At 29.1% G+C, this 12649-nt stretch carries 13 protein-coding genes; 10 read left to right on the top strand and 3 right to left on the bottom strand.

Features of this window, described 5'->3' with window-relative positions:
* The first annotated feature begins 55 nt into the window (after positions 1-55).
* Both FBF15_RS05365 and FBF15_RS05360 read left to right on the top strand, forming a co-directional pair.
* Positions 56-1348 (top strand): SLC13 family permease, encoded by a 1293-nt coding sequence (locus FBF15_RS05365; RefSeq protein WP_074485714.1) that lies wholly within the window; start codon positions 56-58, stop codon positions 1346-1348.
* Positions 1349-1358: 10 nt separating this feature from the next.
* On the top strand, positions 1359-2156 hold the full coding sequence (locus FBF15_RS05360; protein ID WP_002867687.1) for an amidohydrolase: 798 nt from the start codon (positions 1359-1361) through the stop codon (positions 2154-2156).
* Here FBF15_RS05360 and FBF15_RS05355 read toward each other — a convergent pair.
* Both FBF15_RS05355 and FBF15_RS05350 read right to left on the bottom strand, forming a co-directional pair.
* Entirely contained in the window at positions 2153-3238 is a 1086-nt protein-coding gene (locus tag FBF15_RS05355) for an FUSC family protein (protein ID WP_002859081.1), read from the bottom strand. The genes FBF15_RS05360 and FBF15_RS05355 overlap by 4 nt on opposite strands.
* The gene (locus FBF15_RS05350; protein WP_165434598.1) at positions 3235-4467 is read right to left on the bottom strand and encodes a glutamate-5-semialdehyde dehydrogenase; all 1233 of its coding nucleotides are present in this window, start codon (positions 4465-4467) and stop codon (positions 3235-3237) included. Before FBF15_RS05350 ends, FBF15_RS05355 begins: the two co-directional genes overlap by 4 nt.
* A 70-nt stretch (positions 4468-4537) precedes the next feature.
* On the opposite strand from FBF15_RS05350, the gene FBF15_RS05345 reads away from it, so the two are divergent.
* Together FBF15_RS05345 and FBF15_RS05340 are read left to right on the top strand one after the other, a co-directional pair.
* The gene (locus tag FBF15_RS05345; RefSeq protein ID WP_002856867.1) at positions 4538-5473 is read left to right on the top strand and encodes an NAD(P)-binding domain-containing protein; all 936 of its coding nucleotides are present in this window, start codon (positions 4538-4540) and stop codon (positions 5471-5473) included.
* 180 nt (positions 5474-5653) lie between these two features.
* Positions 5654-6982 (top strand): MATE family efflux transporter, encoded by a 1329-nt coding sequence (locus FBF15_RS05340; RefSeq protein ID WP_038816585.1) that lies wholly within the window; start codon positions 5654-5656, stop codon positions 6980-6982.
* Positions 6983-7031: 49 nt separating this feature from the next.
* On the opposite strand, the gene FBF15_RS05335 is transcribed toward FBF15_RS05340, so the two are convergent.
* Positions 7032-7961, bottom strand: a complete 930-nt coding sequence (locus FBF15_RS05335) for a DUF2860 family protein (RefSeq protein WP_039332344.1) — start codon at positions 7959-7961, stop codon at positions 7032-7034.
* 153 nt (positions 7962-8114) lie between these two features.
* On the opposite strand from FBF15_RS05335, the gene FBF15_RS05330 reads away from it, so the two are divergent.
* The 6 genes from FBF15_RS05330 to FBF15_RS05310 all read left to right on the top strand — a co-directional run bounded on the left by FBF15_RS05330 (position 8115) and on the right by FBF15_RS05310 (position 12643).
* Entirely contained in the window at positions 8115-9491 is a 1377-nt protein-coding gene (locus tag FBF15_RS05330; RefSeq protein ID WP_038816583.1) for a replicative DNA helicase, read from the top strand.
* A gap of 62 nt (positions 9492-9553) precedes the next feature.
* Complete coding sequence (locus FBF15_RS05325; RefSeq protein WP_072233194.1) at positions 9554-10156, top strand: hypothetical protein; 603 nt, start codon at positions 9554-9556, stop codon at positions 10154-10156.
* Positions 10147-10353, top strand: coding sequence for a hypothetical protein (locus FBF15_RS05320; RefSeq protein WP_038816581.1), 207 nt, complete (start codon positions 10147-10149; stop codon positions 10351-10353). The genes FBF15_RS05325 and FBF15_RS05320 overlap by 10 nt, the downstream gene beginning before the upstream one ends.
* 77 nt (positions 10354-10430) lie before the next feature.
* A complete protein-coding gene (locus FBF15_RS09685) occupies positions 10431-10682 on the top strand; it encodes a DUF3944 domain-containing protein (RefSeq protein WP_214283247.1) in 252 nt (83 codons plus the stop codon).
* Positions 10669-11214: a hypothetical protein gene (locus FBF15_RS09680; RefSeq protein WP_223212449.1), complete on the top strand. Its 546-nt coding sequence runs from the start codon at positions 10669-10671 to the stop codon at positions 11212-11214. Before FBF15_RS09685 ends, FBF15_RS09680 begins: the two co-directional genes overlap by 14 nt.
* On the top strand, positions 11177-12643 hold the full coding sequence (locus tag FBF15_RS05310; RefSeq protein ID WP_002896194.1) for a hypothetical protein: 1467 nt from the start codon (positions 11177-11179) through the stop codon (positions 12641-12643). The genes FBF15_RS09680 and FBF15_RS05310 overlap by 38 nt, the downstream gene beginning before the upstream one ends.
* Positions 12644-12649: the final 6 nt, after the last annotated feature.

Below are 12649 nucleotides of genomic sequence, written 5' to 3'. Positions count from 1 at the left end.
TTATGCTTTGAAAAATATATTTTTTGATATTATAAGCCCTATAATATTTTAAAGGATGATAATGGTTTTTTTAATCATCTCTAGTATTATAGTGGCTATTATTTTGGGCTATATTACTAGACATAATGTTGGAATTTTTGCTATGATTTTTGCTTATATTATAGGAGCTTTTTTTATGGATTTAGCTCCTAAAAAAATCATAGCTTTTTGGCCTATTTCTATATTTTTTGTTATTTTTGCTGTTTCATTGTTTTATAATTTTGCAACCGTAAATGGAACTCTTGAAAAATTAGCTGGACATTTGATGTATCGTTTTGCTAATCATCCTTATTTGCTTCCTTTTGTTGTTTTTGTGGTTAGTGCTATTATAGCTGCTTTAGGAGCAGGTTTTTATACAGTTTTAGCTTTTATGGCACCACTTACTTTTTTACTTTGCGATAAAATCGGTTTAAGCAAAATTGCTGGAGCTATGGCTATAAACTATGGTGCTTTGGGAGGAGCAAATTTTATGACTTCTCAAAGTGGGATTATTTTTCGAGGATTGATGGAAAATTCAGGCATTGAAGCAAATGAAGCTTTTGTAAATTCTAGTATTATTTTTGCTTTTACTATAATTTTGCCTATTGTGGTATTATCTTTTTTTGTGTTTAATGCTTTTAAAAATAATATAAAAATCAGTGTTATTTCAAAACCTGATTCATTTGATTATAAACAAAAAACTACTTTAATTCTTATGTTTATGATGATTGTTGTTGTTTTAATCTTTCCTGTGCTAAATATTATTTTTCCACATAATGAGACAATTAGTTATTTTAATAAAAAAATAGATATAGCTATGATAGCCATGATTTTTGTTGCCATTGCTTTATTTTTAAAATTGGCCGATGAGAAACAAGTTGTTGCTTTAATTCCTTGGGGAACCTTGATAATGATTTGTGGAGTAGGGATGTTAATTAGCATAGCGGTTGAAGCAGGGGCTATAAAATTATTTTCAGATCTTGTAGAAAATGAGATCAATGTGATTTTTATTCCGTTAATAATGTGTGCTATTGCAGCTTTTATGTCGCTTTTTTCAAGTACTTTGGGTGTGGTTACTCCAGCGCTTTTTCCTATAGTTCCAAGCATTGCTGCAAGTAGTGGATTAAGCGAGGCATTGCTTTTTTCTTGTATTGTTGTAGGGGCTCAAGCTTCTGCTATTTCTCCTTTTTCTTCTGGAGGAAGTCTAATTTTAGGATCTTGCCCTGATAAATATAAGGAAAAATTATTTAAAGATTTACTTATTAAAGCTGTGCCTATAGGATTTATAGCGGCGATTTTAGCTACTATTATAATGAGTTTTATTTTATAAGGATAATTTAATGAAGATTGATACTCACGCACATATATTTTTGAAAAAGTTAAATACGGTTGCAAATGCAAGATATAAGCCTGATTATGACGCTAGTTTTAAAGATTATAAAGCAAATTTAGATCATTATGATTTTAATAAAGGGGTTTTAGTTCAGCCAAGTTTTTTAGGTATTGATAATGAATTTTTGCTTCAGAGTATAGAAAAAGATGAAAATATAAAAGCTATAGTTGTGGTTGATGAAAATATTAAATTTGATGAGCTTAAAAAACTAAAAGAAAGAAAAGCTTGTGGAGTTAGATTAAATTTAATTGGCAAAGAATTACCAAATTTTAAAAGTATGGTTTGGACTCAATTTTTTGAAAATTTAAGTAAGCTTAAAATGCAAATAGAAATTCAAAGAGATTTAGATAATAATCTTGTTGATATTGTTGAAAATTTAATTCCTTATGGTTGTAATATTGTTATCGATCATTTAGCAAGAGCTAATGCAAACTTAACAAATTTAGAGGATTTAATTTGCTTAAAAAACTCTAGAATATTTTTTAAAATTAGCGGTTTTTATAGAGCAAAAATAGACTATGCTAATAATGAACAAGCTGTAAAATTTGCAAAGAAAATATATGAAATTTTAAAAGAACATTTTCCACTTAGCAATTTTGTTTTTGGAAGCGATTGGCCACATACAAATTTTGAATCAAATGTTAATTTTTCATCGGCTCTAGTAGCTTTTAATGAAGTTGTCGTATCTAAAAAAGAACAAGAGCAAATTTTAGGGGATAATGCTTGTGCTTTATTTGGCTTTTAAGCTTTTTGTTTTATCCTAAAGATGTATTTTGCAATGCGTTCAAAATGTACTCTTAGATAAGGTTTGTAAATTACAAAACCACCTAAAAGCCCTAAAATGCTTCCTATTACAACATCAATTAAACGAGCGAGTATTAATTTATCTGCATTTTCACTCATAAAATTAGCTGCTTCCGAAAGATAAGTAGCATAAGGAGTAAAGAAAATCATAGCTAAAGCATAGTTTCGATTGACTAAAAATTGTCCTATAAAAAACAAAGACATCATAAGTAAAATAAGCTCTATATCGTGAAATTGTTTAGATAAAAGCCACCATGCAAAACATACTCCTAAGGCCGTTCCTATGATGCGCTGAATTTGTTTAATCCATATAGAATTTAAAGTTACACCTTGCATAATAGCTGTGCAAGAAATGGCTATCCAATAACTTCTTTCAAGTTCTAAAAAAGTTCCTATAAATATAGAAAAAGCCACAAAAGAACCCATGATCAAAGAATCCACAAAAACTGCATCAAAACCTATGTATTCTCTAGGTGGAATTTCGCTAGGTAAAGCATTTTTAAATCCATAAATCACAACGATAGAATATAACAAAGCCATTAAATTAGCTACCATTGCTCCAAGAAAAACAAGACCTACTAAAAAGATAAAATCCTTAGCTTCAAAAGGAGAATAGGCTCCTAAAACACAAGAAAATACAAAGAAAAAATATCCAGGTGCACCAATGTTATAGTATCTAATTAAAATAGAACTTCCCATGGCCATAATTCCTATGGGGATGAAGGCAAAAATTGCAGGCAAAAAATGAGTTAAAATTCCTAAGAAAAAACTAGAAACTATGCCAAAAGAACAGCACATCACAACAGCCATTCTATGATATAAAGGAGTGTTTGGAACATATAAAAAAGACAAAGCTCCTATCATGGCAATGAGTCCATAGTTTAATTTTCCAAAAAATACACTAAGCCCTAAAACTATACCTACGCCTAAAGCCGCAAAAAAAGGCATTTGCCAAACTTGTTCGCTTGAATTTAATTTAGCAATTTCTTTAAAGTGTTGCTTTAGTATTTCTATTTTATTCACTCTCGAATTTGTCCTTCCCCATTGATTATATATTTATAAGTGCAAATATCTTCAATCCCCATAGGACCTCTTGCATGCAATTTGCTGGTTGAAATTCCAACTTCTCCACCAAAGCCAAATTCTCCTCCATCGCTAAAACGCGTTGAAGCATTAGCATAAATACAAGATGAGTTTATAAGGCGTTGAAATTTAGCGATATTTGAAGCATCATTTGAGATAATGGTTTCAGAATGCAAGGAGCTGTGTTTATTGATATGCTCTATAGCTTCATCGCAATCTTTTACTAATTTTACACTTAAAGCAAAATCAAGCCATTCTGTATCAAAGGTATTTTCATTTGCTTTAAAAATTTCTAAATTTGAGTTGTTAAAATAAGCCAAAGCATTTTCATGGGCGTGAATTTTTACCTTAAATTTTTCAAATTCAGGTATTAAAAGACTTATAAAATTTTTAGCAATTTTTTCATGGATTAAAAGCGTTTCTAAAGCGTTACAAACACTTACTCTTTGACACTTTGCATTAAGGATTATTTTTAAAGCCATATCTAAGTTAGCACTTTGATCTACAAAAGCATGACACAAGCCTTTATTTTGCTTAATGAGAGGAATTTTGGTATTGTTTGCAATTTCTTGTATCATATTTGAACTTCCGCGAGGTATGATCACATCGATTAAATCATCAAAGGCTAGAATTTGCAAGATTTCATCTCTTTGGGTAAACATAGCAAAACAATCTTGCAAATCAAATTCCTTAAGTACTTTATTAACAAGAGTAAATATAGCCTCATTTGTAAATTTTGCTTCACTTCCGCCTTTAAATACACAAGCATTGGAACTTTTTATCATTAAAGCTGCGATTTCAGCGCTAAGACTAGGCCTTGCTTCGTAAATAACACAAATGAGTCCTAAAGGAATGCTTATTTTTTGTATGTTTAAACCCGCATAATTTTTCCAGCCTTTAGAAATTTTGCCTATAGGATCTTCGATGTAAGTGATTTTTTCTAGGCCTTCGCAAAGAGCTAAAATACGTTTTTCATCTAACAAAAGCCTATCTTTCATTGCTCCGCTTTTTGTGAAATTTGCCATATCTTTTTTATTTGCTTCTAGGATAATTTTGAAATTTTCTCTTAAAATTTGAGCTAATTTTAGAATAATTTTTTCTTTATCTTTGGGCGTTAAGTTAAGTAGTTTTTGAGAATTTTTCTTAATATTTTCAAGCAAATTTCGCATTTTTAATCCTTTATTTACAAAAAACTTGATAAATTATACAAAAAAATTTAGAATTGAAAGGTAAATATAAATGAAAAAAATAGATTTAATTGTAGTAGGTGCAGGTCCAACAGGGATAGGCTGTGCAGTTGAAGCCAAGCTTAAAAACAAAGAAGTTTTGATACTAGAAAAATCAAATAACATTTGTCAAACTTTAATGCAATTTTATAAGGATGGCAAAAGAGTAGATAAAGCTTATAAGGGATGCGAAGGAACCAATCACGGACATGTTCCTTTTGAAGATGGCACCAAAGAAAGCACTATAGAAACTTTTCAAAACGCTTTAAAAGAGCACAATATAGAAGTTGAATTTGGTTCTGAAGTTGAGAGCGTTAAAAATGAAAATGGAGTTTTTTTAGTAAGTACAGCTAAAGGTGTTTATGAGTGTAAAAACATTATTGTTGCTATAGGTAGAATGGGTAAACCTAATAAACCTGATTACAAACTTCCTATGACTTTAACAAAAATCATTAATTTTAATGCCAATTCAGTTTTGGGAAATGAAAAAATTCTTGTTGTAGGTGGCGGAAATTCAGCAGCAGAATACGCTGTGGATTTGGCAAATTCAAATCAAGTTAGCCTTTGTTATCGTAAAAAAGAATTTACAAGATTAAATGATATAAATCTTAAAGATATTCACGAAGCTGGAAATTCGGGTAAGGTAGAGTTAAAATTAGGAATTGACATTAATGAAGTAGAAGATGATAATGGCAAAGCTAAAGTAAATTTTACCGATGGTACAAGCGATATTTATGATAGAATCATTTATGCTATTGGTGGTTCTACTCCACTTGATTTTTTACAAAAATGTGGGATTAATGTTGATGATAAAGGCGTGCCTTTAATGGATGAAAACAAACAAAGCAATGTTAAAGGCATCTTTGTAGCAGGAGATATTGCTACTAAAAATGGAGCAAGTATAGTTACAGGGTTAAATGACGCTGTGAAAATTCTTTCTGTGCTTTAAAATTTAGCCTTTGGGCTAAATTTTTATTTTAGTTTAATCTAGAAAATTCATATGCAAAATAAAATAAATATTAATAAACTTATTGCGAAATTACTTTATTTAAATTCTTACATACTAGGACTTTTGGCATTTTATTAGCGGTTTAAAATATTTTTAATTTTAAATATTTTAAGGATTATTATGTCAAGTATTTTTAGCACCTTAAGCCCTTTTAGGCTTTTTGTAAAATGTGCCGTGCCAAATGTTATAAGCATGGCTTTTATTTCTTTTTATTATATAGTTGATGGAATTTTTGTTGGAAAATATCTAGGAAGTGATGCTTTAGCGGCACTAGCCTTGATTATTCCCTTTATCATGATGTCTTTTGCTTTGGCTGATATGATAGCCATAGGATCAGCAGTGCAAATTTCTATGCATTTAGGTTTAGGCAAGAAGAATTTAGCTAGAAAGATATTTAGCTCAAGTATGTTGATTATTTTTATAATCTCTTGTTTTATTGGAATTTTAGAGTATTTTTTAGGACCTGTTTTGATTGATTGTTTAAATGTTAGCGATGAGATTAAAACGATGGCTAAAGAATGTATGTTTGTTTTTGCTTTGTTTGCACCCTTTACTATGCTTTCTTTTGCTTTGGATAATTATTTAAGAATTTGCGGAAAAACTGCTTATAGTATGGTAATGAATGTAATTATAGCATTAAGCAATATAGTGCTTGATTATATTTTTATAGTCGAGTTGGGTTGGGGCTTATTTTCAGCTGCTCTTGCAACTTGTTTGGGACTTGTTTTAGGTGGTATTTTTGGAATTTTTCCTTTCTTGTTTCAAAATTTAGAGCTTAAAATTTCAAGCCTATACATGAATTTAAAAATTTTTAAAAATATTCTTTATAACGGAAGCAGTGAGTTTTTTGGCAATATTTCAGGATCTTTATATAGTATTTTTGCAAATTTTGTTTTATTAAAAATTTCTGATACTCAAGCCGTGGCAGCCTTTTCTATAGTTTTATATATTGATAGTTTTATTATAATGCTTATTATTGCTATGGGTGATGCAATGCAGCCTGTGCTTAGTTACAACTATGCTAAAAAAGATTTTTCAAGAATCAAAGCTATTGTAAAAGTGGTATTTTTTGCAGGGGGATTTTTATCTTTATTCTCTATAGTGCTTATATTGATATTTGGAGAAAATTTAATCACGCTTTTTACAAAAGAAAACAATCAAGAATTTAAAACTTTTGCTTATACAGCTTTGATGCTTTTTGCTTTTAATTATTTTTTTGCATGGTTTAATGTTCTAAGTGGTTCTTTTTTGACAGCTTTTAATAAGGCAAGCTTTTCTTTGGTTTTAAGTTTGGCGCAAAATTTATTTATACCTTTGTTTTTTCTTTTGCTTTTATCTTATTTTATAGGTTTAAATGGAGTATGGCTAAGTCCATTTTTTGCTGAATTTTGTGTTTTGATTTTAGCTTGTATTTTTCTTAAAAGAATTTTTAAAGATCTATCTTTATAGGAGATAGATCTTTTTTAAATTTTATCAAAGGAGCTTTTTTTATAATTTTTTAGAATTTATATCCTATACCAGTTAGGATAATTTGATAGGTTTCATCATAAAATCCTATATCGCTATTTCTTTTTTCTATGCCATAATTTGCAAAACCATAAAGTCCGTTATAACCCAAAAATTGATTTTTAACAACTTTTAGATTAAGCTTAACTATATTACCATCTTGTTTTTTGTGGAAGATAGGATCAGTTCCTGCTGCTTCATATTTACTAAGATTTAAATTTGGAGTGAAGATGTAATCATTAGCAAAAGCCAAATTTGTCCCTATGCTAAAACCATATCTTGAATAGCTTTGAGCTTTTCCGTCTGCATCATTGTAATCATAATTTAACCCTAGGTTTAATAAGCTATAATTATAGTTTAATTCAAATTCGTGATAATACCCCTCCCTTTTTAAAGAGCTTTGTGCGATAGTGTCTTTATCATATTTGTTTTTGCTAAATAAATATGAAGTGGTAAATTTCCCAAAATCACTTTCATAAAGTTGAGAGATTTTAAAACCATATCTATCAACATCAGTTTCTTCTCTATTTCCTGTTGCATAAGGATTTGCATAAGCTTTTTCTCTTAAAGAGGAAATCACAGAAAAAGAAGTGCTAAAACGCTCTAAATAAGCTCTTTCGTAGCCTAAAGCTATACCGCTGATATCTCTTCCATTGTAGTTTTTAATAAAAATTCTATCATTATCTATAAGATTACCATAGTAAAGTTCTACACCGATAAAAGGAATGAAAGAGGAGTTTGAATTATCAGCATTGTAACTGCTTAGATAATCGCTGTTTGCCAAGGTTGAAATATTACTTTTAATATCCCTTGCACCCACACCTATGCTTAAATTTCCACTAAAACCTTCTTGAAATTCTACAGCCGTAGCTGATTGGGTTAAAATGGAGGCTAAAACACAGGAAAATAAATATTTTTTCAAATGTTCTCCTTGAAATGTTTGTTGTTTGTAATTAAATTACATTTATAATTGTAACTAATATTACTTTAAATATTTATAAAAAAATTAAGTTTTATAATTTAAGTTTTTTTAGATAGAATTTTTAGAATTAATTTATACTTATAAGGAAATTTAGTGCAGCAAGAGTATTATGACTTGGATTTAGAACGAGCTATTTTAAGCAGTTGTATCATGAGTGAAGAAGCTTATGCTAGTATAGCAGGTGATATTAGCCCAAAAGATTTTAGTCTTAAAGCTCACCAAGATATTTTTAAAGCGGTTGTAGCTTGTAGTAATAACAAAGAGCCCATTTCTGTAAGTTTTTTAAGAAAACATAAAAAAATAGATGAGCAAATTTTAGCAGAAATTCTTGCCACTCCTTCTATGATAGATTTGCCTGCTTATGTAAATGAACTTCACGAAAAGTCCGTAAAAAGACAACTCTTGAGTTTTGCACATCTTTTGCCAACTCGTATCAATGAAGATCGTGCTGTAAGTGAAATCGCAGATGAAATTGGTAAAGAAATTTTTAGCATTACAAATCGTGTGAATTCTAGAGATATTAAAGATGTTGATATGGTAATATCAGAACTTTTTGAAGAATTTAAAAAGCAAAAAACTTTAGAAAATAAAGGTATTATAGGGCTTGATACAGGTTTTGAAGGTCTAAATAAAATGACAAAAGGTTTTAAAGGGGGTGAACTTATAATAATCGCTGCGCGCCCAGGTATGGGAAAGACAACTCTTTGTTTAAATTTCATTGACAAGATTTTAAGACAAAAAAAAGGCGTGGCTTTGTTTTCTCTTGAAATGCCTGCAACTCAAATCATGCAAAGAATGCTATCTTCCAAAACTTCCATTCCTTTGCAAAAAATTTTAACTGCAGATTTAAATGATGATGAATGGGAGCGTTTAGGAGATGCTTGTAATGATTATAGTCAAAAGAAATTATATATTTACGATAGTGGTTATGCAACTATTGCTGATGTAAGGGCTATTTTAAGGCGTTTAAAATCTCAAGATGAAAGTATAGGACTTTGTGTGATTGACTATATAGGGCTTATGATGAGTAATTCAAATTTTAATGATAGACATTTGCAAGTTAGTGAAATTTCAAGAGGACTTAAGCTTTTGGCTAGGGAGCTTGATATGCCTATTATCGCACTTTCACAACTTAATCGTGGCTTAGAGCAAAGGGCAAATAAGCGTCCTTTGATGAGTGATTTGCGAGAAAGTGGAGCTATAGAGCAAGATGCGGATGCTATTTTGTTTGTATATCGCGATGAGGTTTATAGAGAACAAGAAGAAAAAGAAAGAGAGAATAAAGCTAAAGCTGAAGGCAAAGCTTATCAAAGGCTTTTTATACCAAATCCTATGCAAGAAAATGCTGAAATTATTGTTGGAAAAAATAGAAATGGACCTGTTGGAACTATAGAAGTTGTATTTTTAAAAGAAAAATCTTGTTTTGTAGATAAACCTATAGGCTATGAAACTACTGAATTTACAGGCTAGCTTTAATAAAATAAGTTTTTAATATTTTAAAGTTATTTTTTACGACACAACCTGTCGCAAGGGTGTTTTATACTTTCTTTGTTATTTTAAAACAAGGAGAGAAAATGTTAAAACAAATCGCATTTGGTAGTATAGCTCTTACAGCTACAGGATATGGCATAAAAAAATTATACGAAAAATTATCCAAGCCAGAAAGAAAATTTGATACACATGCTATTGTTCCAAGCTGTAAGGATGTAATCAACACCGAAGAATATAAACTCAAAAGAGAGCTTGAAGTCGAACAAAAGAAAAATCAAATTCAAGAATTTCTTTGTGAATGCATGGAGTGTTATAGCGGCTTTTCAAAATATTTTAATTCTAAGGAATTTTTAGAATTTGAGCAAAATTTTACCTCTAAAAATAATCACAAAACAGAATTTCTTTTGTCGTCTTATAAAGATCAAATGATAAAAGTGATCGACTATGCTAAAAAATTTAAATGCTTGAGTGCTTTTTTGGAAACACAAAGCGAAAAAAATGACTTAGCGGTTGTAAAAATGATAAGTGAAAGTATGGAGAGAAAAATACAGAGATTTTATCTGCAAACAAAATTTCAAACTTTTCCTCAGTATATTTTTCCTTCTGTGTGGAGTTCTCCTATGTGGGATAAACAATGGGAATAATACTTAGAATTTTAAGCCTTATAGCTGGCTTTGTTACCATAGTGTTGATGTGTGGTTTGTATTTTATAGCGTTTATGGTTTTTGTTGGCATAGCGATACTTATTTTTCTTTCTATGCAACCTTATCCTTATAATATAATATTTTGTGCTATATATTTAATCACAATTTTAGCGCTAGTGCTATGGCGTAAAACTTAAAAATTTCACTTCCCCCTTGACTGGGGGGGGGATTTGATAAAATACAAAGTTAAAAATTTTAAAAACAAGGAGAAAATATGGCCTACAGATATGATAAAGATTTAGAATTCTTAAAAGAATTAAGCAGTCCAGAACTCGATGAGCTTGTAAAAATTTTAACCCATGATAAAGACGGGAAAGTTCGTTTTACTGAAGAGTTAACCAATAATGATCTTTATAAAAAACATTATCCAGATCATAAAGAATATATCGAACTCATTTTAGAAGAATTTCAAAAATTTGGAGGAAATAGTATTCTTAATATATTTCGAGGTGGTGGAGTTTTATAATGAAATTCTACGCGATGTTGTAAAAAAATTTGATGTAAAATTTGATGAAAATGAAAGTACAAACTCCATAGAAACATCACTTTTATGCAAATTAATAGAAGAAGAGTTAAAAAATTCTCAAGATGAAAATACATTAAGAGAACTTGTAAATATTTTCGAACTTGGCATTTCTAATATTAATAAACAAACAGTTGTAATGGGATTGCAATCTCTCATTAAAATAGGTGGATTTAAAAGCTATCAAATTGCAGTAATAGTTGCAAATCAAGTTATGAAAGTTTTACTAGGAAGAGGTTTATCTCTTGCGGCAAATGCAACACTTACAAGAGCTTTAAGTCTTTTTTCTGGTCCGGTAGGTTGGACAATTATGACCACATGGACTGCATTGGATTTAGCTAGCCCAGCCTATAGGGTTTACTATACCAGCAGTACTTCAAATTATAATTTTAAGACTAAAACACAATACAAAAAACTAAACACAAGGAAATGCATTAATGGAAAATATTTGCCAATTTATCATAGAAAATATTGATAAAAATTCATTAAATACAAAAAAAATAAAACTTGTTTTCAATATGCAAGAGCAAGAAATTACAACAATTTCGAAGATATTTAAGGTATCTTCGGAACACATTATTGCTTTTTATGATACCTCAACATCCTTTAATTATTTTAGCAAAACTACCGGAATATGTTTTACTGGCAAAGAAGTTATCTTTAAAAGAAAAGAAGATGAAGTTTTAATGAAAATCAACTATGAAGATTTCAAAGAGGCAAATAAATCCTTACCTGAAAAAACAACAACTCTTCAAGACATCAAATTTCCCATATCTTTTCATAATCTTGGAACATCTTATCTTTCATTTGATGATTTCAAAAAGAAAAACTACATAGAAGAAAATGATGAGCTTATAATAAATTTTTTACACATCTTAACTTCAAAAAATAACATAGAAAGTTTTAAAAATGAAAGTATGTTTCCACAAGCCTTAGAAAAAACAAACGAAAGTATTAAAGAAAACTATATAAAAGTTATCATTAAAATAATATTAGATCAATACGGTTTTTTAGATGAAAAAAGATCAATCAAAATTTTTGCTCTAATGAATAAAATTAATGTTGCTTCAGAAACAAGGTATAAAATACAAGATTTTTTACATAATAAACATTCTAGTTTTGAAGATTTGCTAAACATCATAAAACAAGAATCTAGATTTATGCAATTCAAATATATTTTAATTTCACTAATAAAAGACTTAATTGATATAGATTTTGAAGATAATAAAATTTATAATTTTTTGTATGAAAACAAAGACATTTTTAAAATCAAAGACCTTAAAGAAATCTATTGGATAAAAGAAATCATTAAAAAAGAATATCAAATAATATTAGACGATAATAAAGAAATTCAGCAAATTTTTAACTTTATATCCGAAACAGCTACAAAAAATAATATATCGTTAAACGGTTTATATCTTTCAGGAATGACAATTGGCATGTCTGTATCAATTATGGAGTTACTAGGATTTGGGGAATTAATAAAATTACCACTAATTGATTCTTCAAAAAAATATCACAATAAAAACAAACAACAATTACGTCTTTTTATTATTCAAGAAATTCTCAAAGAAAATCAAAAAACAATTACCCAAATTATTGATATCATCAATAATTTAATTGAGCAATGTAATACAAATACACAAAATTTACAAGAATTAATAAAATTATTAAAATTGGCTTCAAAAAATAATGAAACTTTTAAAGAAAGGGAAAAACTTTTATATTGCCCAGAAACGCTTTCATTGATAACAATAAATAATCATCTAAAAGAAGATGATATTCAATTTATAGAACAATACTATACCTATAATCAAAATACTCATGAGTATGAGCGCAATGACAATCTTTCTTCGTCAGATTTAGAAAAACTTTCAAATTTTTTTAAATTAAAAAATCTATAAGGATAA

The sequence above is a fragment of the Campylobacter sp. CFSAN093233 genome, from assembly GCF_011068165.1.
GTDB classification, from domain to species: Bacteria; Campylobacterota; Campylobacteria; order Campylobacterales; family Campylobacteraceae; genus Campylobacter_D; species Campylobacter_D jejuni.
Note: the sequence above shows the minus strand (reverse complement) of the source record. Positions and strands in the feature narration are given on the sequence as shown.

Bases quoted from the DNA above. Each gene is read 5' to 3' on its own strand.
- FBF15_RS05340 (WP_038816585.1), top strand. From the start codon at position 5,654: ATGTCAAGTATTTTTAGCACCTTAAGCCCTTTTAGGCTTTTTGTAAAA.
- FBF15_RS05310 (WP_002896194.1), top strand. From the start codon at position 11,177: ATGGAAAATATTTGCCAATTTATCATAGAAAATATTGATAAAAATTCA.
- FBF15_RS09685 (WP_214283247.1), top strand. From the start codon at position 10,431: ATGGCCTACAGATATGATAAAGATTTAGAATTCTTAAAAGAATTAAGC.
- FBF15_RS05345 (WP_002856867.1), top strand. From the start codon at position 4,538: ATGAAAAAAATAGATTTAATTGTAGTAGGTGCAGGTCCAACAGGGATA.
- FBF15_RS05320 (WP_038816581.1), top strand. From the start codon at position 10,147: ATGGGAATAATACTTAGAATTTTAAGCCTTATAGCTGGCTTTGTTACC.
- FBF15_RS05360 (WP_002867687.1), top strand. From the start codon at position 1,359: ATGAAGATTGATACTCACGCACATATATTTTTGAAAAAGTTAAATACG.
- FBF15_RS05365 (WP_074485714.1), top strand. From the start codon at position 56: ATGATAATGGTTTTTTTAATCATCTCTAGTATTATAGTGGCTATTATT.
- FBF15_RS05350 (WP_165434598.1), bottom strand. From the start codon at position 4,467: ATGCGAAATTTGCTTGAAAATATTAAGAAAAATTCTCAAAAACTACTT.